This is a genomic window from Corynebacterium sp. LK26, assembly GCF_014335085.1.
GTDB classification, from domain to species: Bacteria; Actinomycetota; Actinomycetes; order Mycobacteriales; family Mycobacteriaceae; genus Corynebacterium; species Corynebacterium jeikeium_D.
On the sequence record NZ_PDHB01000018.1, the window covers coordinates 275,498 to 294,446 of the forward strand.

At 59.6% G+C, this 18,949-nt stretch carries 17 protein-coding genes; all 17 read left to right on the forward strand.

The window, feature by feature from the left end:
* Window position 1 precedes the first annotated feature (1 nt).
* The 17 genes from pheT to CRD13_RS10880 all read left to right on the forward strand — a co-directional run bounded on the left by pheT (window position 2) and on the right by CRD13_RS10880 (window position 18,800).
* Complete coding sequence (gene pheT, locus CRD13_RS10800) at window positions 2-2,494, forward strand: phenylalanine--tRNA ligase subunit beta (RefSeq protein WP_187401598.1); 2,493 nt, start codon at window positions 2-4, stop codon at window positions 2,492-2,494.
* Window positions 2,495-2,521: 27 nt separating this feature from the next.
* Window positions 2,522-3,361 carry a trypsin-like serine protease gene (locus CRD13_RS10805; protein WP_187401599.1) on the forward strand — a complete coding sequence of 280 codons (840 nt, stop codon included), beginning with the start codon at window positions 2,522-2,524 and terminating at the stop codon, window positions 3,359-3,361.
* A 149-nt stretch (window positions 3,362-3,510) separates the two neighbouring features.
* Window positions 3,511-4,551: an N-acetyl-gamma-glutamyl-phosphate reductase gene (gene argC, locus CRD13_RS10810; RefSeq protein ID WP_172620236.1), complete on the forward strand. Its 1,041-nt coding sequence runs from the start codon at window positions 3,511-3,513 to the stop codon at window positions 4,549-4,551.
* Complete coding sequence (gene argJ, locus CRD13_RS10815; protein ID WP_016422898.1) at window positions 4,548-5,756, forward strand: bifunctional glutamate N-acetyltransferase/amino-acid acetyltransferase ArgJ; 1,209 nt, start codon at window positions 4,548-4,550, stop codon at window positions 5,754-5,756. The genes argC and argJ overlap by 4 nt, the downstream gene beginning before the upstream one ends.
* A 21-nt stretch (window positions 5,757-5,777) precedes the next feature.
* On the forward strand, window positions 5,778-6,671 hold the full coding sequence (argB, locus tag CRD13_RS10820) for an acetylglutamate kinase (RefSeq protein WP_049193940.1): 894 nt from the start codon (window positions 5,778-5,780) through the stop codon (window positions 6,669-6,671).
* 56 nt (window positions 6,672-6,727) lie between these two features.
* Complete coding sequence (locus tag CRD13_RS10825) at window positions 6,728-7,933, forward strand: acetylornithine transaminase (RefSeq protein ID WP_070603181.1); 1,206 nt, start codon at window positions 6,728-6,730, stop codon at window positions 7,931-7,933.
* 6 nt (window positions 7,934-7,939) lie between these two features.
* On the forward strand, window positions 7,940-8,881 hold the full coding sequence (gene argF, locus CRD13_RS10830; RefSeq protein ID WP_187401600.1) for an ornithine carbamoyltransferase: 942 nt from the start codon (window positions 7,940-7,942) through the stop codon (window positions 8,879-8,881).
* 4 nt (window positions 8,882-8,885) lie between these two features.
* On the forward strand, window positions 8,886-9,368 hold the full coding sequence (locus CRD13_RS10835) for an arginine repressor (protein WP_070437612.1): 483 nt from the start codon (window positions 8,886-8,888) through the stop codon (window positions 9,366-9,368).
* Window positions 9,369-9,417: 49 nt separating this feature from the next.
* On the forward strand, window positions 9,418-10,617 hold the full coding sequence (locus CRD13_RS10840; RefSeq protein WP_016422894.1) for an argininosuccinate synthase: 1,200 nt from the start codon (window positions 9,418-9,420) through the stop codon (window positions 10,615-10,617).
* A gap of 45 nt (window positions 10,618-10,662) precedes the next feature.
* Complete coding sequence (gene argH, locus CRD13_RS10845; protein ID WP_016422893.1) at window positions 10,663-12,102, forward strand: argininosuccinate lyase; 1,440 nt, start codon at window positions 10,663-10,665, stop codon at window positions 12,100-12,102.
* Between the two features lie 524 nt (window positions 12,103-12,626).
* Window positions 12,627-13,778, forward strand: a complete 1,152-nt coding sequence (locus CRD13_RS10850; RefSeq protein ID WP_147719399.1) for a hypothetical protein — start codon at window positions 12,627-12,629, stop codon at window positions 13,776-13,778.
* A 6-nt stretch (window positions 13,779-13,784) separates the two neighbouring features.
* Entirely contained in the window at window positions 13,785-15,416 is a 1,632-nt protein-coding gene (locus tag CRD13_RS10855; protein ID WP_083229242.1) for a VWA domain-containing protein, read from the forward strand.
* A complete protein-coding gene (locus tag CRD13_RS10860; protein ID WP_049193936.1) occupies window positions 15,403-16,050 on the forward strand; it encodes a hypothetical protein in 648 nt (215 codons plus the stop codon). The genes CRD13_RS10855 and CRD13_RS10860 overlap by 14 nt, the downstream gene beginning before the upstream one ends.
* On the forward strand, window positions 16,040-16,213 hold the full coding sequence (locus CRD13_RS10865) for a Trm112 family protein (protein ID WP_016422889.1): 174 nt from the start codon (window positions 16,040-16,042) through the stop codon (window positions 16,211-16,213). The genes CRD13_RS10860 and CRD13_RS10865 overlap by 11 nt, the downstream gene beginning before the upstream one ends.
* A 45-nt stretch (window positions 16,214-16,258) precedes the next feature.
* On the forward strand, window positions 16,259-16,864 hold the full coding sequence (locus tag CRD13_RS10870) for a DNA-3-methyladenine glycosylase (protein WP_187401606.1): 606 nt from the start codon (window positions 16,259-16,261) through the stop codon (window positions 16,862-16,864).
* Window positions 16,865-16,912: 48 nt separating this feature from the next.
* The gene (tyrS, locus tag CRD13_RS10875; protein WP_187401601.1) at window positions 16,913-18,181 is read left to right on the forward strand and encodes a tyrosine--tRNA ligase; all 1,269 of its coding nucleotides are present in this window, start codon (window positions 16,913-16,915) and stop codon (window positions 18,179-18,181) included.
* Window positions 18,182-18,425: 244 nt separating this feature from the next.
* The gene (locus CRD13_RS10880) at window positions 18,426-18,800 is read left to right on the forward strand and encodes a hypothetical protein (RefSeq protein ID WP_126108062.1); all 375 of its coding nucleotides are present in this window, start codon (window positions 18,426-18,428) and stop codon (window positions 18,798-18,800) included.
* Window positions 18,801-18,949: the final 149 nt, after the last annotated feature.

Below are 18,949 nucleotides of genomic sequence, written 5' to 3' on the forward strand. Positions count from 1 at the left end.
CATGTTCATTCCACAGTCGTGGGTCACTGAAATCGTTCGCGGCCCAGAGAACACCATCAACCCGGACTGGTCCGTTACCCCGGACGAGTTGGATGAGGGCTTTGTCCGCGTTGGTTTTGAAACCGAGGGGCACGAGCCGCTGGAGAAGGTCGAGGGGCCGCTGGTTTTCGGTCGCGTCGACCACATTGAGGAGCTCGAGGGCTTTAAGAAGCCAATTCGCTTCTGTCAGGTCAATGTCGGTGATGCCAATGGCACCGGCGAGCTGCAGGAGATCATCTGTGGTGCCCGCAACTTCGAAGAGGGCTCCATTGTTATCGTCGCGCTGCCGGGCTGCGTGCTGCCGGGTGGGTTCGAGATTTCCGCACGGAAGACTTACGGCAAGGTTTCCAACGGCATGCTCTGCTCCGAAGCTGAGCTGGGTATGACCGATTCCTCCGCCGGTATTCTGACGCTGCCGTCGGCCCCAGCTGAGCTGGGTTCGTGCGCTAAGGAATTCATCGGTCTCGATGACGAGAAGTTCGAGGTCAACATCACCCCGGACCGCGGTTACGCGCTGTCGGCCCGCGGTCTGGGCCGCGAGATCTGCTCCGCCTTCAACCTCGACTTCGCCGATCCAGCCAAGGTCAACGAGCTGCCGGTCGAAGGTGAGGTCCTGAACGTCACTATCGACGAGGACACCGACACCCGCCGCTTTGGTCTGCGCCGAGTCACCGGCATCGACCCGAACGCCGAGACCCCGTGGTGGATGCGTCGCCGCCTGCTGCTGGCTGGTCAGCGTCCGGTCAACGTGGCCACGGACGTCACCAACTATGTGATGCTACTGCTCGGTCAGCCGATGCACGCTTTCGACGGTTCCAAGATCGCTGGTGGCCTGCACATCCGCAACGCTAAGGCCGGCGAGACTCTGACCACTCTCGACCACGTGGACCGCAAGCTCGACCCGGCGGACGTTGTCATCTGCGACGACAACGGTATTCAGTCGCTAGCCGGCATCATGGGTGGTCTCACCTCCGAGATCGCCGACGACACCACCGATGTTGTCTTCGAGGCCGCCAACTGGTCGCCGCTGCACGTCTTCCGCAGTGGTCGCCGCCACAAGCTGAGCTCTGAGGCTTCACGACGTTTCGAGCGCGGCGTGGACACCGCTCTGGTCGAGCCGGCTTTGGATCTGGCCTGCCAGCTGCTCGCTGACATCGCCGGCGGCACTATCGACACTGGTCGCACCCTGCTCGGTGAGGTTGCCGCCATGCCGACTATTGACTTTGCCGTCAACCGCGCCAGCGAAGTTGCGGGCGTTGATTACCCGCGTGAGACCGTCATTGGACGCCTGCGCGAGGTCGGTTGCGAGGTCGTCGACAACGGTGACCGCCTGGCTGTCACTCCGCCGACCTGGCGCTCGGACCTGACCATGTCCGCTGACCTGGTTGAGGAAATCCTGCGTCTGGAAGGTCTGGAAGACATTCCGGTTATCCTCCCAATCGCCCCGGCCGGTCGCGGTCTGACTGAGCGTCAGCTGCGTCGCCGCTTCGTCGGTCACGCGCTGGCTCACAATGGCTACCTGGAGATTCTGCCGACACCGTTCATTGCCAACGATGTCTTCGACGTCTGGGGCCTGGACGCTGATGACCCGCGTCGTAACACCGTCAAGGTCATCAACCCGTTGGAGTCCGACCACGCTCAGCTGGGCACGACTCTACTGCCGTCCATGCTTGAATCGCTGAAGCGCAATGTTGCTCGCGGCCAGGTCGACCTGTCGCTCTACGGTGTGGAGCAGGTTTCCATCGAGCGCGGTAACGGTGTCTCGCCGATGCCGTCTACCGCGGGTCTGCCGAGCGAGGCCGAGCGCGCCGAGCTGCTGGAGTCGCTGCCGGAGCAGCCGCTGCACGTCGCCACTGTCGCCTGCGGTCGTATCCGCCTGGATAGCCCGTGGGGTGACGAGGCCGCGTACACCGTCGCGGACGCCATCGAAGCCGCGCGCATTGTTGCCCGCGCTGCCAATGTCGAGCTGGAGATCCGCAATGCTGAGGTGCTGCCGTGGCACCCGGGCCGCTGCGCTGAGCTGCTTGTCGACGGTCACGTCGTCGGCCACGCCGGTGAGCTGCACCCGAAGGTATGCAAGGATGCTGGTCTGCCGGAGCGCACCTGCGCGATGGAGATTAATCTCGATGCGTTGCCAGTTACTGAGCATCTGCCGGCGCCGGTACTCAGCCCGTTCCCGGCTGTCCACCAGGACGTCGCGCTTGTTGTCAGCGATGAGGTCTCCGCCGCAGAGGTGGAGAAGACTCTGGTGGAGGGTGCTGGTGAGCTCCTCGAATCCATTCGTATCTTCGATGTTTACCGTTCCGAGCAGATGGGCGAAGGCGTTCGCTCACTGGCGTACTCCCTGCGTTTCCGAGCGCCGGACCGTACGCTGAAGGAAGAGGAAGCTTCCGCAGCTCGCGAGGCGGCCATTGGGCTGGCCACTACCCGTCACGGCGCTCAGCTGCGCGGCTAAAAGGGGAGACCCCGGGGAGAGATACCCATGATTGGCAACTTGCGGCACCGCGACAACAGGCTGGATAGCGCAGAGGCGCGAGAGCAGCGCGTTGGGGCGTGCGCGGTGAGCAGCGCGAAGCCTGCGACGACTGTGGCGGCAGCTGCTGTCACGGCAGGTCTATTGCTCACCGGCGTGCCGAGTGCGGCTGCGCTGGTTGGCGGGGAGGTTGCTGCGCCTAGTGTGGCGGCGGACTCCGTGGTGGCGATCATGGTCCAGACCAGTCCCCATACCGGAAACTTTTGCACAGGAACTGCAGTCGCCCCGCAGTGGGTAATGACCGCAGCCCACTGCGTGCGTGATGTCCCGCAGCAGGTTGGGGAAGTCGAGGTCGGATTCGGCCCGGATGCCCGGCGTGTTCCTATCGATAGCTGGGAAATTGCGCCCACCGGTGACGTAGCGCTTGTTCACCTTGCGGGCGACGCAGCTCTTCCGGGGTATCCCGCAATGGAACGTCGTCAAGCGTTTTCGGAGCAAGAAACGGCAGGCACGGTCTATGGGCGATCGCTGCTCGGCGATGTTGCGGATGGCACGCTGCCGTCGGCGACCGTCACCGCTTCGATGTGTCCAGTGAAGTATCAACAATGCGTGCGGGAAGACTCGGTGTTGGCGCGCATGGAGCGCCCCGCGGCGTTGCAGGTGGGCGATTCGGGCGGACCGCTTTTTATCGACGGCCAGCTAGCGGCGGTGTTCTCGGGCGCGGTGGCTTTTGATGGCAGCGTCGCACCGGAGGAGTCGGGTTACTATCTTTACACCACGACGTCATCGGTGGCGCAGTGGGCAGATGGCGTGATGAGCCAGGAGCCAAGCGTCGCGTTCGTTGAGTAATCTGCCGTGCTCGACGAACGCGATGTATGTACCGACGACGGCGTTATATTCATAAGTCACTCACGTCACATCGATAGAATCCCAGCACTTTGGCAACGAATTCTATGAATATCTTGCAACGCAGTGAATAAAAGTGTTGAATGTTTGGCATGAGTATTTCCGTTGCCATTGCCGGTGCGACCGGTTACGCAGGAGGAGAGATCCTCCGCCTCCTGTTGTCGCACCCGGCGTATCTTTCCGGCGAACTGACCATCGGCGCACTAACGGGAGCATCCAACGCGGGTGCCCGTGTGGGCGACATTATGCCTCATGTGGCACCTTTGGCTGATCGTCGTATTGAGCCGACTAATGGTGACACACTTGCCGGGCATGACGTGGTGTTCCTCGGCCTGCCCCACGGTCATTCGGCTGCGATTGCAGAGCAGTTGGGCGATGACACGGTGATTATTGACTGCGGCGCGGATTTCCGCCTGCAGGATGCCGATGAGTGGGAGCACTACTACGGCTCGGAGCACGCCGGTACCTGGACTTACGGTATTCCGGAGCTGCCGGGCAACAGGGAAGTAGTGGCTGCTTCCAAGCGTATTGCTGTGCCGGGTTGTTTCCCCACTGGCGGTACCATTACGGCACTGCCGGCAGTTGCAAAGGGTCTGGTCAAGCCGGATCTGTCCGTTGTTTCCGTCACCGGTACCTCCGGTGCGGGCAAGAAGGCAGCTGTGCCCCTGCTCGGGTCCGAGGTTATGGGCAATCTCCGCGCCTACAACACTGCGGGCAAGCACCGCCACACCGCAGAGTTCCTACAAAACCTCAAGCCGTACGCAGAGGCTCTCACCGTCAGCTTCACGCCGGTGCTCGCTCCGACGTCGCGCGGCATTCTCACCACCATCACCGCTCCGCTTGTCGACGGGGTGACGGAGGCAACCGCACGGGAGGCCTACCTCGAGTTCTACAAGGGTGAGCCGTTTGTGCAGGTGTTGGCCGAAGGGCTGCAGCCGCAGACGCAGTCGGTAATTGGCTCTAACTTGGTTCAGATTCAGGTTGAGGTAGATGAACGCGCCAAGCGTCTGGTGCTGACCTCGGCGATTGACAATCTGACAAAGGGCACCGGTGGTGCCGCAGTTCAGTGCATGAATTTGGTTACTGGACAGAATGAAACTGCAGGACTTCCATTGGTAGGAGTTGCCCCATGATGAAGGAAGAAAAAGAAGGTCTCGTCAACGTCGCTGGTGACGAAGGCGGCGTATGTGCACCTCAGGGGTTCGTGGCCAGTGGTGTCATTGCAGGCATCAAGGTCAGCGGAAACCCGGACATGGCGCTCATCGTAAACCAGGGGCCGGAGAAGACTGCTGCGGCTGTCTTTACTACCAACCGTGTCCAGGCTGCGCCGGTGACGGTATCCAAGAAGCACATCGCTGACGGCAAGCTGTCCGCTGTGGTGCTGAACTCGGGCAATGCCAACGCCTGCAATGGTCAGCCGGGTATTTCCGACGCCCTCGAAGTCTGTCAGAAGGTCGCAGATGAGCTCGGCGTCGATGTTACCGAGATTGGTACCTGCTCCACCGGCTTGATTGGTGACCGGCTGCCGATGGACATTGTTCTGGCAGGTGTGCCGAAGCTTTGTGAGAATCTGGGCAGCGATGCCGCCGCAGGTACGGCTGCAGCAGAAGCCATCTTGACCACTGACTTGGTGGCAAAGCAGGCCGTTGCGCATGGTGACGGATTCACTGTCGGCGCTATGGGCAAGGGTGTTGGCATGATTAGCCCGTCGATGGCCACGATGCTCGGTGTGATTACGACGGATGCGTCGGTAAGCGCAGAAATGGCGCACGAGGCTATTGCCAAGGCGAGCGAGGTTACGTTTAACCGCCTAGATATTGATGGCTCCACATCCACCAATGACACCGTCATCATTTTGGCCAACGGTGCCTCTGGTGTGAAGCCCTCGCAGGAGGAGCTCGACCAGGCAGTGCTCAGTGTGTGTGATTCCATCGCGCGCCAGATGCAGTCGGACGCCGAAGGCGTGACCAAGCGTGTGTCCGTGACCGTGCGTGGCACCGGTGGCGCGGAAGATGCTCTGGTAGCTGCTCGAATTATCGGCCGCGACAACCTCTTCAAGTGTGCGATGTTCGGTTCGGACCCGAACTGGGGTCGTGTGCTGGCGGCTGTCGGCACTGCACCGGTGGATATGGATCCGGAGCACATCACTGTTTCCTTCAACGGCCATGTAGTCTGTCGCGATACCGGTGGCACGCCAGATGCCCGTGAAGTGGATCTCTCCGGCAAGGACATCGCCGTTGAGGTTGACCTCGGTACTGGTAATCCGGAAGAGGCCACGATTCGTACGACTGACCTTTCCCACGACTACGTTCACATCAACTCGGCATATTCGTCGTAAAGGTTTTGAGGAGACTCTGCAATGGTTCACCAGTTGACCGAAGGGCTGTCCTTCGAACAGCGGGCACATGTGCTGGCGGAAGCACTGCCGTGGCTGCAGCACCACCGCGACAAGATTGTGGTGGTCAAGTACGGCGGTAACGCGATGACCGACCTGAAACTGAAGAAAGCCTTCGCGCAGGACATGGTTTTCCTGCGCACCGTGGGTGTGAAGCCGGTGGTTGTCCACGGTGGCGGCCCCCAGATTTCGTCGATGCTCAAGCGCCTGGGGCTGGAAGGAGAGTTCCGAGGCGGTTTCCGTGTCACGACTCCGGAGGTCATGGAAATTGTCCGCATGGTGCTCTTCGGGCAGGTCGGCCGCGAACTGGTGAACCTCATCAACGCCTACGGCCCCTATGCAGTGGGTACCTCTGGTGAGGATGGCGGCCTGTTCACTGGTACCCGACGCACGGTAAATGTCGGTGGCAAGGAGACAGATATCGGGCTGGTTGGCAATATCACCGAGGTGCACTCGGAAACGCTATTGGACCTGATTGATGCCGGACGTATTCCGGTGGTCTCTACGATTGCGCCGTCCGCTGATGGCAAAGAGGTCTACAACATCAACGCCGACACGGCAGCAGGTGCACTGGCGTCGGCAATTAACGCGAATCGTTTGGTGATTCTGACTAATGTCGAGGGTCTCTACACGGATTGGCCGAACCGCGATTCGCTGGTGTCGAAGATTTCCACTTCGCATCTGCGAGAAATCCTTCCGACGCTGGATTCCGGAATGATTCCGAAGATGGAGTCCTGCCTGAACGCAGTAGATCGGGGAGTGCCTGCAGCCCACGTTATCGACGGCCGCCAGCCACACTCGGTGCTGCTGGAGCTGATGACTTCCGGCGGTATCGGCACAATGGTAGAGCCCGGATAAGGCAGAAAAGACTGACAAGAATTTAGCTACACACGTTAGGCAGGTCGAAAGACGGCATGAGCGACTTCAAGCAGCAGTGGCAACACACGATGATGAACAATTACGGCACGCCGCGCATTGAGCTTGTGCAGGGTAAGGGCGCTATTGTCACGGATTCCGAGGGCAAGGAATACCTGGACCTGCTCGCCGGTATTGCAGTCAACGCGTTGGGTCACGCACATCCGGCCATCGTGGAAGCTGTGTCCAAGCAGATTTCCACGATGGGGCACGTGTCCAACATTTTCGCCTCTGAGCCACCGTTGGCACTGGGCGAGAAGCTCATTGAGCTCACTGGCTGGGACACTGATGACACCCGGATTATGTTCTGCAATTCCGGCACCGAGGCCAATGAGGCCGCGTTCAAGCTGGCGCGGTTGACTGGGCGCAATCGCATTATCGCTACCCACCACGGGTTCCACGGCCGTACCATGGGCGCACTTGCCATGACCGGTCAGCCGGACAAGCGCACCCCGTTCGAACCGATGCCGGGTGGAGTCGAGTTCGTGCCCTACGGTGACATTGACTTCCTCACCAAGACCATCGAATCCGATCCGTTGGGTGTCGCTGCGGTGATTCTGGAACCAATTCAGGGTGAGACCGGCGTGGTCGCACCGCCAGAGGGGTACCTCGCTGCCGTCCGCGAACTGACCAAGCGATTCGACGTCCTCATGATTGTCGACGAAGTACAGACCGGCATTGGTCGTACCGGCCAGTGGTTTGCCCACCAGCACGATGGCATCGTGCCGGATGTCATGACGCTGGCCAAGGGCCTCGGCGGCGGCCTGCCGCTCGGTGCTGTCATCGCCAACGGCCGCGCAGCGGAACTGTTCACTCCTGGTGCACACGGCACCACCTTTGGTGGCAATCCGGTCTGTGCCGCTGCCGGCCTGGCCGTCATCGAGACGCTGGAAGAGGAAAAGCTGCTCAACCGAGTCACTGAGAAGGGCAAGGTGCTGGCTCGCAAGCTTGCGTCGTTAAGCCATGTCGATCACGTGCGTGGTCGCGGTTTCATGCTTGGACTGGTGCTGTGCGAGAACCTGGCGAAGGAAGCGGTTAACGCCGGTTATGAGCGTGGTGTCATTCTGAACGCTCCGCAGGCGAATGTGCTGCGTATTGTGCCTCCGTTGAACCTCAGTGATGAGGAAGTCAACCGCGCCGTCGAGTTGATTGATGCCTGCCTGAACGACGCCGCCGAGGCTGTCGCTAACAAAGGAAGGAATTAGAAACTGATGCTCCGTCATTTTCTCGCCGATGATGACCTGACTCCACAGGAGCAGGCTGAGGTGCTGCAGTTGGCTGCAGAGCTGAAGACAGCGCCGTACTCCCGCCGGCCGTTTGAGGGGCCACAGTCGGTTGCGGTGCTGTTCGACAAAACGTCGACTCGTACCCGTTTCTCCTTCGACGCTGGCATTGCGGCTCTGGGCGGCAACGCGATTGTGGTCGAAACCGGTAACTCGCAGATGGGCAAGGGTGAGACCTACCAGGACACCGCTGCTGTGCTCAGCCGTTTTGTCTCGGCAATCGTCTGGCGTACCTACGCACAGTCAGGGCTGGAGGCCATGTCTGAGACCGCGACGGTGCCGATTGTCAACGCGCTTTCCGACGAGTTCCACCCGTGCCAGATTCTCGCTGACCTGCAGACCATCATCGAGCACAAATGCCCGGAAGAAGGCCAGGCGGGACTGCGTGGCAAGAAGGCTGTCTACTTTGGCGATGGTGCCAACAACATGGCCAACTCCTACCTAGTAGGCTTCGCCACCGCAGGGCTGGACGTCACCATCTGTGCACCGGAGAACTTCCAGCCGGAGCAGGTCTACGTCGACCGCGCCAAGAAGGTCGCGGAGCAGACCGGTGCGGCCGTGGCCGTAACCGCAGACGTCGATGAGGCCATTGCCGGTGCCGACGTTGTCATCACCGATACCTGGGTCAGCATGGGGCAGGAGAACGACGGCCTGGATCGTCGCACTCCGTTTCTGCCGTACCAGGTCAACGCTGAGCTGATGGCGAAGGCAAATGAGGATGCCATCTTCCTGCACTGCCTGCCGGCATACCGCGGCAACGAAGTTACTGCCGAGGTCATCGATGGCCCGCAGTCGGTAGTCTTTGACGAGGCGGAAAACCGCATGCACGCTCAGAAGGCGTTGCTGACCTGGCTGGTGGAGAGGCAGTAAGGTCATGACCGCAGCACAACCAGGTTCTCGCACAGCTCGGCAGACGCGCATCGCTGACCTGTTGGCGCAGCATCACGTGTCCAGTCAGGTTCAGCTCGTCGAGCTGCTTGCCGACGAAGGCATTGAGATTGCGCAGGCGACGTTGTCCAGAGACCTCGATGAGCTGGGCGCCCGAAAGATTCGCGACGGAGTCAACGGTTCGCGTTATTCCATCGTCGAAGATGCACTCGTTGTCTCCAGCGGGGCAGTGGCCAGGATGCGGCGCGTTTTAGACGAGCTGCTGGTCTCTATTGATCATTCGGGCACCATCGCGGTTGTGCGTACACCACCGGGAGCCGCACAGTATCTAGCCAGTGTGATTGACCGTGCGGGACTCAAAGAAATCGTTGGCACAATTGCGGGAGATGACACCGTAATGTGCCTGGCTAGAGAACCACTTTCCGGCGCTGACCTAGCCCAGCGTCTAGCCGCCGGAACGAACCAGTAAACTATTCCACGAAATGCTTTAAAGCACCGATTAAAGGAGCGCTTACCCTATGACCAACCGGGTTATTCTTGCTTACTCTGGTGGCCTCGACACCACCGTTGCTATTCCGTACCTCAAGGAAATGACCGACGGCGAGGTCGTCGCAGTTTCCATCGATGTCGGACAGGGCGGCGAGGACATGGAGTCCGTGCGTCAGCGCGCTCTGGACGCCGGCGCTGTCGAAGCTGTCGTTGTCGACGCTAAGGACGAGTTCGCCGAGGAGTACTGCCTGCCGACCATTAAGGCCAATGGTCTCTACATGAAGCAGTACCCGCTGGTTTCTGCACTGTCTCGCCCGCTAATTGTTAAGCACATGGCGAAGGCTGCAGAGGAGTTCGGTGGCACTCACGTCGCACACGGCTGCACCGGTAAGGGCAATGACCAGGTCCGTTTCGAGGTTGGTTTCGCCAACACCGCCCCGGATCTGAAGATTATTGCTCCGGCTCGTGACTTCGCTTGGACCCGTGACAAGGCTATTGCCTTCGCTGAGGAGAAGGGTCTGCCAATTGAGCAGTCCAAGTCCTCTCCGTTCTCCATTGACCAGAACCTCTTCGGTCGTGCCATTGAGACCGGCTACCTGGAGGACCTGTGGAACGCACCGACCAAGGATGTCTACGCGTACACCGAGGATCCGACCCTGAACTTCAGCTCCCCGGACGAGGTCATCATCTCCTTCGAGGACGGTAAGCCGACTGCCATCGACGGCAAGAAGGTTTCCGTGCTTGAGGCCATCGAAGAGATGAACCGCCGCGCTGGTGCTCAGGGCATCGGTCGTCTGGACATGGTTGAAGACCGCCTGGTCGGCATTAAGTCCCGCGAGATTTACGAGGCTCCGGGCGCAATTGCCATCATGACCGCACACGCAGCGCTCGAGGACGTCACCGTTGAGCGTGAGCTGGCTCGTTACAAGCGCCAGGTCGAGGGCGAGTGGGCCAACCTGGTCTACGACGGCCTGTGGTTCTCGCCGCTGAAGCGCGCGCTGGATGCCTTCATCGAGGAGTCCCAGAAGGGCGTTTCCGGTGACATCCGCATGGTCATGCACGCAGGTCACTGCAACGTCAACGGTCGTCGTTCGAACACCTCGCTGTACGACTTCAACCTGGCTACCTACGACGAGGGCGACACCTTCGACCAGACCCTGGCTCGCGGTTTTGTCGAGCTGCACGGCCTGTCCTCGAAGATGGCCGCAAAGCGCGACTTCAAACTGTAAAGATTCTCCAGAGCGACTAGAGCGAAAGGCCTATTGGAAAAGACAATGGTCGAAAAGCACGGTACCAACGAAGGCTCCCTGTGGGGCGGCCGCTTTGCCGGTGGCCCGTCCGAGGCGATGGCCGCATTGAGCAAGTCCACCCATTTTGACTGGGTGCTCGCGCCTTACGACGTTCTTGCGTCCAAGGCTCACGCCCGAGTGCTGCATGCCCGTGGGCTGCTCAGCGATGCCGACTTTGACACCATGATCGAAGGCCTTGATCAGCTCGGTCGCGACGTTGCCTCCGGCGAATTTGGTCCAGAGCCGACAGATGAGGACGTCCACGGTGCTATGGAGCGCGGTCTGATTGATCGCGTCGGCCCGGAGGTCGGCGGTCGCCTGCGCGCTGGTCGTTCCCGTAATGACCAGGTGGCAACTCTGTTCCGCATGTGGCTGCGCGATGCCGTGCGCGGCGTTGCACTGGATGTCACTGACCTGGTTGCCGCCCTGGTGGCTCAGTCCAAGGCACATCCGGATGCCATCATGCCGGGCAAGACCCACTCCCAGGCAGCGCAGCCGGTATTGCTGGCCCACCAGTTGCTGGCTCACGCGCATCCGCTGCTGCGCGATCTGGACCGCATCCGCGATCTCGACCGTCGACTGGCTGTGTCCCCGTACGGTTCCGGTGCGCTCGCGGGATCTTCGCTGCACCTGGATCCGGAGGCCATCGCGGAGGAGCTCGGCTTCGACTCTGCCACGGACAACTCCATTGACGGCACTTCTTCGCGTGACTTCGCCTCTGAGGCGGCTTTTGTCTTCGCCCAGATTGCTGTGGACATGTCTCGCCTGGCAGAGGAAATTATCTACTGGGCCACCCCGGAGTACGGCTACGTCACTCTGGCTGATGCCTGGTCGACTGGATCCTCCATCATGCCGCAGAAGAAGAACCCGGACGTGGCAGAGCTGACCCGCGGTAAGACCGGTCGCCTGATCGGTAACCTCGCTGGTCTTATGGCCACGCTGAAAGCGCAGCCGCTGGCCTACAACCGTGACCTCCAGGAGGACAAGGAGCCTTTGGTGGACTCGGTTGAGCAGCTAACCTTGCTGCTGCCGGCCCTGACCGGCCTGGTGGCAACGCTGACCTTCCACGAAGACCGTCTGCGCGAGCTCGCTCCGGCGGGCTACACCCTGGCCACGGACTTGGCTGAGTGGCTGGTCCGCGAGGGCGTACCGTTCCGCGACGCTCACGAGGCATCCGGCCAGTGTGTCCGCATCGCAGAGTCCAAGGGCGGTATCGGTCTGGACGAGCTTTCCGACGAGGACCTCGCCGGTGTCCACCCGGCACTGACTCCGAAGGTCCGTGAAGTGCTTACTATTGACGGCGCTGTCGCTTCCCGCGATACTCGCGGCGGCACTGCGGGTGTCCGTGTTGCAGAGCAGCTCGCTCGCGTCGACGAGAAGAACACTGAGCTAAAGCAGTGGGCTGAAAAGCCGGTTCGCGGCTAAAACTGGCAAAGCTGGCAACCTGCTAGCTCAGCTAACGCGGCTAATTAATCGGTGTGCGGTCAATCGACCGCACGCCGATTTTTTACAGCCCGGGGAGAAAGTAGAAAAACCAGCAACCCGACAACTGATGACCCGACAACTGGCAACCTCGGTAACTGGCAACCCGAAAAATTACGGGCTCCACGTGCGAATACGGGCTGCAAATGTGAAACTGTGTAAGTTTATGACACTTTCAGGCCATTTTTCAGGCCATTTTTGTCATAAACGTAGTCAGTAACTCGGCTCGACCCGCCGCCGCCAGTCATAAACGTAGTCAGTAACTCGGATTGACCCGCCGCCGTCAGTAACCCAGTAATGCCAGGGTGCCCCCGAAGTGACGCAGATTACTGATTATTTCTATATCTGTTGCCAGGTTTGGCCGGGTCTCTTACCATAATTTCATGGCGGAAAGTACGCGGTCGAGCGGTGGAAATCGCAGCTCACGAGATAAAAATAAAAATCAGAGTGGTAGCAAGAAAGGGTGCATGGGCCCGGGGGCAATTCTTGCAGTCATTTTGATTGTCATCGCGGCTGTTGCAGTCTATGTCGGTCGCGGCGGTAGTATCCCAGGTTTTTCTGGTGGCAGCTCCGGAGGAAACCGTGATTTCTTCGGTGGTGAAAAGACCGTCGTCAAGGCGATTGTTGGCTCTGAGAAGAAGCCCTTCTTCGAAGACAAAGAGGTCCAGAAGGCTCTTGCCTCTCACGGCTATGTGGTGGAAGTAAAGACGGCGGGTTCGCGTCGGATGGCCACGGATGTGGATCTGGATTCCTTCGACTTGGCGTTTCCGTCGTCGGCACCGGCAGCGGAGAAAATTGCCGAGAAGATGAGTGGCGCTGAGCGGTATGACGTCTTCTACACACCGATGGCGATTGCTACTTTCGACAACATCTTGCAGGCGTTGGAGCGGGAAAATGTTGCTCGCCAACAGGGCACTACGTGGCAGGTAGATATGGCAGCGCTGGCCACGATGCAGCACGACAATGTCCGCTGGCGTGACTTCGCGGCGGACGATTATCCGTCGCCACGCACGGTGCAGATGTCCACGACTGATATTCGTTCGTCGAACTCGGCCGCAATGTACTTGTCGCTCATGTCTTGGATTACCAATGAAGGCCGGATTGTGTCTGACAATGGGCAGGTCAATGCGGTCTTGCCGGAGCTCACCCCTCTGTTCACCGGCCAGGGGTACACGGAATCCTCGTCGGCTGGTCCATTTTCGGACTACCTCTCGCAGGGTGTCGGTTCGAAGCCAATGGTGATGGTTTACGAGTCGCAGTTCCTGGGGGAGAACAGTGCCCCGAACAGCCGGTTGAAGTCGGAAATGCGCCTGGCGTATCCATCGCCGACGATTCTGAGTACTCACGTGGCGCTGGGTTTTAACGACAATGGAGCTGCGGTCGCACGGCTCCTCGCCGAAGACCCTGAGCTTCAGAAGCTGGCGGCCAAGCACGGTTACCGCTCCAGCCAGCCTGAGGCGATGGAGGAATTCCAGACGCAGTTGAAGACGGGCCAGGAGGTCTCCACCGATTTTGTGGACTCCATTGATCCGCCGAGTTTCGACATCCTCGAGCAGCTTATTGAGGGTGTGTCCCGTGGATACCAGAGCCCACCGAGGCCGGAAACAGAAGAGGGGTAAAGCCGAATGAACATGGATAAGGCACTAACTGCCCTCCGCAAAATGCTTCTTGGCCTCGTCGGTGTGCTCGGCATCTTCGCTGCCGCGGCCTGCTCCGACGGTGGCCTGAACCTGCCGCTGGGCTCCGACGGGGAGAAGACCAACAAAGTCGACGTCGATTCTGACCTCAAGGGCTCGACTATGCGCATCGCCGGGGCCACGGAGCTTGCAGAGCTCCAGCCACTGATGCAAAAGGCCTCCGACGACCTCGGTTTTACTATTAACCTTGAGCTTCTCGACGGCACCGTGAAGAACAGCCACGCGCTTGTCTCAGGCGAATTCGACAACCAATTTGACGCCACTTGGTTTGCTACCAACCGGTACGTTGATCTGCTCGGTGGGGCTGACAAGCTGGGCGAAGCCAAGAAAGTCGCCACCTCACCCGTAGCGTTCGGTATCCATTCGGCGAAGGCTCGGGAGCTCGGTTGGGATACCAAGCAGCCGACGTGGGCTGAGATCGCGGAGGCTGCGTCGTCAGGCAAATTGGCCTACGGCATGACCAACCCCGCGGAATCGAACTCGGGCTTTTCCGGTGTGGTGTCGGTTGCGACCGCGTTCGCCGACACCGGATCGGCGCTGACTACGGGGGATATCAACCGCACCACGCCTGAACTGCAGAAGTTCTTCGAGGGGCAGAAGATGACCTCGGGTTCGTCGGGGTGGCTGCGCGACAAGTTCCTGGATGAGCCGGACTCCGTCGACGCGCTCATCAACTATGAAGCTGTGTTGCAGCAGATGAATAAAGAGGGCGCTGACCTGGAAGTTGTTGTTCCGAGCGACGGTGTCATCAGTGCGGATTACCCGCTGACGCCACTAGCTCAGCCGGCTAACGACCTTGCCGCGCGGCAGACGGAGGCACTCGGGCAGTGGCTGGAAGCGAACTCGCAGGTTCTCGCCGACCACTTCCTTCGCCCGGTCTCCGATGACGCCAACCTGCCGGAAAGCATGACCAACAGCGTCATTATCGAGCTGCCGTTCCCGGGTGATCGCGCAGTCACGGATCGTCTCATCGAGGCGTACGACAATGACCTGCGCGTGCCCGGAGAGTCGGTCTTTGTTCTCGACACTTCCGGTTCAATGTTCGGGGAGCGCATCGCTGATCTACAGGCGACAATGCGCGCAATCGTCGACGGCAGTGCACGCACCGAAACGGGAAGCGTGGGATTGCGAAACCGTGAGATCGCGACGATCCTGCCGTTCAGTACGAGCGTCGGCGAGCCCACGACCACGACAATTGACGGCCCGGAATCGCGCGCGCAGCTCACCGCCGCCGTCGATGGTCTGTACGCAGAGGGCGAGACGGCGCTTTACGACGCACTGATTCAGGCCTTCGACCTTCTCGGCAGCTCGGATAAGAACTCCATCCCGTCTATCGTGGTGTTGACCGATGGTCAGGTGACGTCGGGCAAGAGCTTTGCGGAATTCCGTGATTTCTACCAGTCCAAGGGCGGGAATCTGCCGCCGGTATTCGTCATCCGCTATGGAGAGGCGGATCCGGGAGAAATGCAGGAACTTGCGAACCTGACTGGTGGTAAGGTCTTTGAATCCCGTGAGACCGAGCTTGCTGATGTGTTCAAGGAGATTCGTGGCTACCAGTAAATCCTCCGGCACTTCCTCTGGCGGTGGCTTTCTCAACAGTCCCGCCAACATTGTCGGGCTCATCCTTGCCATCGCCGTCGTGCTGCTGCACCTGACCGTGGGGCTTGGTTTCCTGTGGCCGGTTGTTGCGATTGCCGCCTGGGGCGCGTCGGTTGCTTTGTTGCCGAGGCAGAGCAAAGGGGCTCAGAAGTCCGTTAGTTCGGCGCCGAAGCCTGAGATCCCACAGCGTCGCCCGCTCAATCCATCTGAGCTGCGTAGGAATCTTCACCGGACATTGGGCAGGCTTTTCGATGCCCAGCCTGGCGAAGCTCTTGGCAACGCCGCAAATGACCTGGGTGCGACGCTGGAATCCGTCCTGAGCGAGTGGAAGTACCTCAAAGATTATCCCGAGCAGAAGGTGGTCATCGGCGGCATTATCCAGGAGTACTTGCCGCAGACAGTCAACTCCTACCTCGCGGTCCCGGAGCGTCTGCGTCACAAGGCCGAGAATCCGGCGCGGGAGTCCATCGACCTGTTGCATTCCGCGGTTCAGAAGATCCAGGATGCAATCGGTCAGGACAACCTGATTGCTTTGGAAGGTCAGCGTGACACCCTGGCAATTCAGTTCGGTAAGGTAGTGGACTATGAGCCTTGATCCGAAACTCCTTGAAATCCTCGCTTGCCCGCGTGACAAGGGGCCGCTTGAATACCTCGAAGACGAGCAGGTGCTGGTCAACCCCCGTCTGAAGATCGCCTACCGCATCGACGAAGGTATTCCCGTCATGCTTTCCGACGAAGCTATCGCCTGGGACAAGTAATTGCCTTTCTCGCTTCCCGACGGCTACAGCGCCCTCGACCGCACTATGCTGTCGGGAGCTCCCATCGATGCTGCGCAGACGCTGCTCGGGTGCGTGATTGTCATCCCCGCTGAGGATGTCATCGCCACCATCACGGAGGTCGAGGCCTACGGCGGTCCAGCTGACCAGCGCTATCCCGACCCGGCCGCGCACTGCTTTATGGGGCCAACCGAACGCAATCGCGCCATGTTTGGCCCGGCGGGGCATTGGTATATCTACCGCTCCTATGGCATCCACTTTTGTGCCAACATCACTAGCGCTACGGACGGCACGGGCGGGGGAGTATTAGTCCGTTCCGTTCGCATTGAGCAGGGCATGGATGCGGTGCGTCGTCGCCGTGGTGAAAAGCCCGCGGTTGCGGGTCTCGGACGTGGTCCGGGCAATGTTGGTCAGGCGCTTGGCCTTGACTTAAATGACTATGGGGCAGATGCGCTGGATCCGTCGTCACGCGTGTTCGTGGCGCAGCCAGAGAGCATCAACCCGGATAAAGATGTCCACGCAGGCCCGCGTGTGGGCGTTCGGCGAGCGGCGAATCGGCCGTGGCGGCTGTGGCTTCCGGACGATTCCGTCTCAGCCTATCGTCGCCACAAGAAGGCCGTTGAGGAGTTCTAGGTCACCCTCGCGGTGAACGTCGGCAAGCGAGACGTTACGATAGGGGACGTGACTGAACAGAACATTATCGACGAACTACAGTGGCGTGGCCTGATTAATCAGTCCACCGATGTTGACGCGCTGCGCGAGGCGTGCGAAAACCCCATTACTCTGTATTGCGGTTTTGACCCAACTGGCGATTCGCTGCACGCGGGCCACCTGGTTCCGATGATTATGCTGCGTCGTTTCCAGCTGGCCGGTCACCACCCAATTGCGCTGGCCGGTGGCGCCACGGGCTTCATCGGCGATCCGCGTGATGTCGGTGAGCGTTCGATGCTCAGCCAAGACGCCATTGAGCACAACCTGGAGGCCATCAAGGGCCAGCTGCGTCGTTTTATTGACTTTGAGGGCGATGCCCCGGCGACAATGGTCAATAATGCGGACTGGACTATGAACATGTCCGTCATTGACTTCCTTCGCGATGTCGGCAAGAACTTCTCCCTCAACACCATGCTCGATCGCGACACTGTGAAGCGTCGCCTCGAGTCTGACGGTATCTCCTACACCGAGTTTTCCTACATGCTGCTGCAGTCCAACGACTACGTGCAGCTGCGCCGCAACTACGATTGCGTGCTGCAGATTGGCGGCGGCGATCAGTGGGGCAACATCGTCTCTGGTGTCGATTTGAACAGGCGTATCGACGGCGCCAAGGTGCACGGTCTGACCGTGCCGCTGGTGACTGATGCGCAAGGTCAGAAGTTCGGTAAGTCCACCGGTGGTGGCAAGTTGTGGCTGGATGCTGAGAAGACCTCGCCGTACTCCTGGTACCAGTACTTCCTCAATGCCGGTGACTCGGTTGTTATTGACTACCTGCGTTGGTTCACCTTCCTGACTCAGGAGGAAATTGCGGAGTACGAGGTCGCTGTTGCGGAGCGTCCATTCAAGCGTGAAGCGCAGCGTCGTCTGGCGCAGGAGATGACCAACCTGGTTCACGGCGAAGAGGCCACCAAGGCTGTTGAGCTGGCAGCGCAGGCCCTGTTTGGCCGCGCTGAGCTGACCGAGCTGGACGAGGCCACCCTGGCAGGTGCCGTCTCTGAGACTGAGGTTGCGGAGATTGCAGAAGGTGAGCCGCGAACTGTTGTCGACCTTCTCGTTGCTGCGGGACTTGCCAAGTCGAAGGGTGAAGCACGCCGCACCATTAAGGAAGGCGGCGCGTACGCCAATAACCAGCGCATCGAGGACGAAGCGTGGGAGCCTTCTGCTGAGGACCTGCTGCATGGCAAGTGGATTGTACTGCGCCGCGGCAAGAAGAACTTCGCTGGTGTGAAGTTCGTGTAAGTGCTGGTTGGTCTTTGCGTAGGCGCGCTGCTGATCTCTCGATCAATTGGTGTTTATGCAGCTTGATTCTTTTTGGGTAGCTGGGCTAGGGCTCTGGGCAGTCTAGGGGATTGATGATTTCAGAATCATTGACTCCTGGTCAGTCCGGAGCCTTAGTTGTTTTAAAGGGAGCGTAGAAGCCGAAGCAAAGGTGGTAGCGATGAGTCCAAGACATGAAAACCGTGCTGGACGGGGAGGCTCGTTGATGGGTCGGATTATCGCGCGTTTCTCGAAGAAGTCTCAGCGTGCGTCAGAAACGGGCTCCGAACAAGCCCACGATTTTCAGGGTGAGGTTGCTTCTCGGCGGGTGAGCCCGCAGAGCACGCCAGGCCGATTGACGGTTGAAAACCCAAATGTGTTCTACACCGTTGAAGATAGGCAAAACGAAATCGTTATCCGTGAATATGATGCCTTCATCGGTGGCCTTTCCGACATGGTCGGACTGGAGGATGAATTCCAGCGGAATTTTTACGACCGTGAAGTCATTGTCAGGAAAACCACGGACAGTCAGCGAAAGGAGCGAATACATTCTTCCAGAGAAGCCTTCGAGGATTATCACCGAAGACTTCGTGGACAGTAGCTGTAGCTCTTCTTGGGTTTCATCAAAGGAGAGGACTGGCAGCTTCTGGTAAGTCGCTCTACTGCACAGGAAAACCCTAGATCAGATCTATCTACCTGGGGTTTTGTGTCTTTGGGTGGTGTGTGTGTAATGTATTCGGAGGTCAGCGT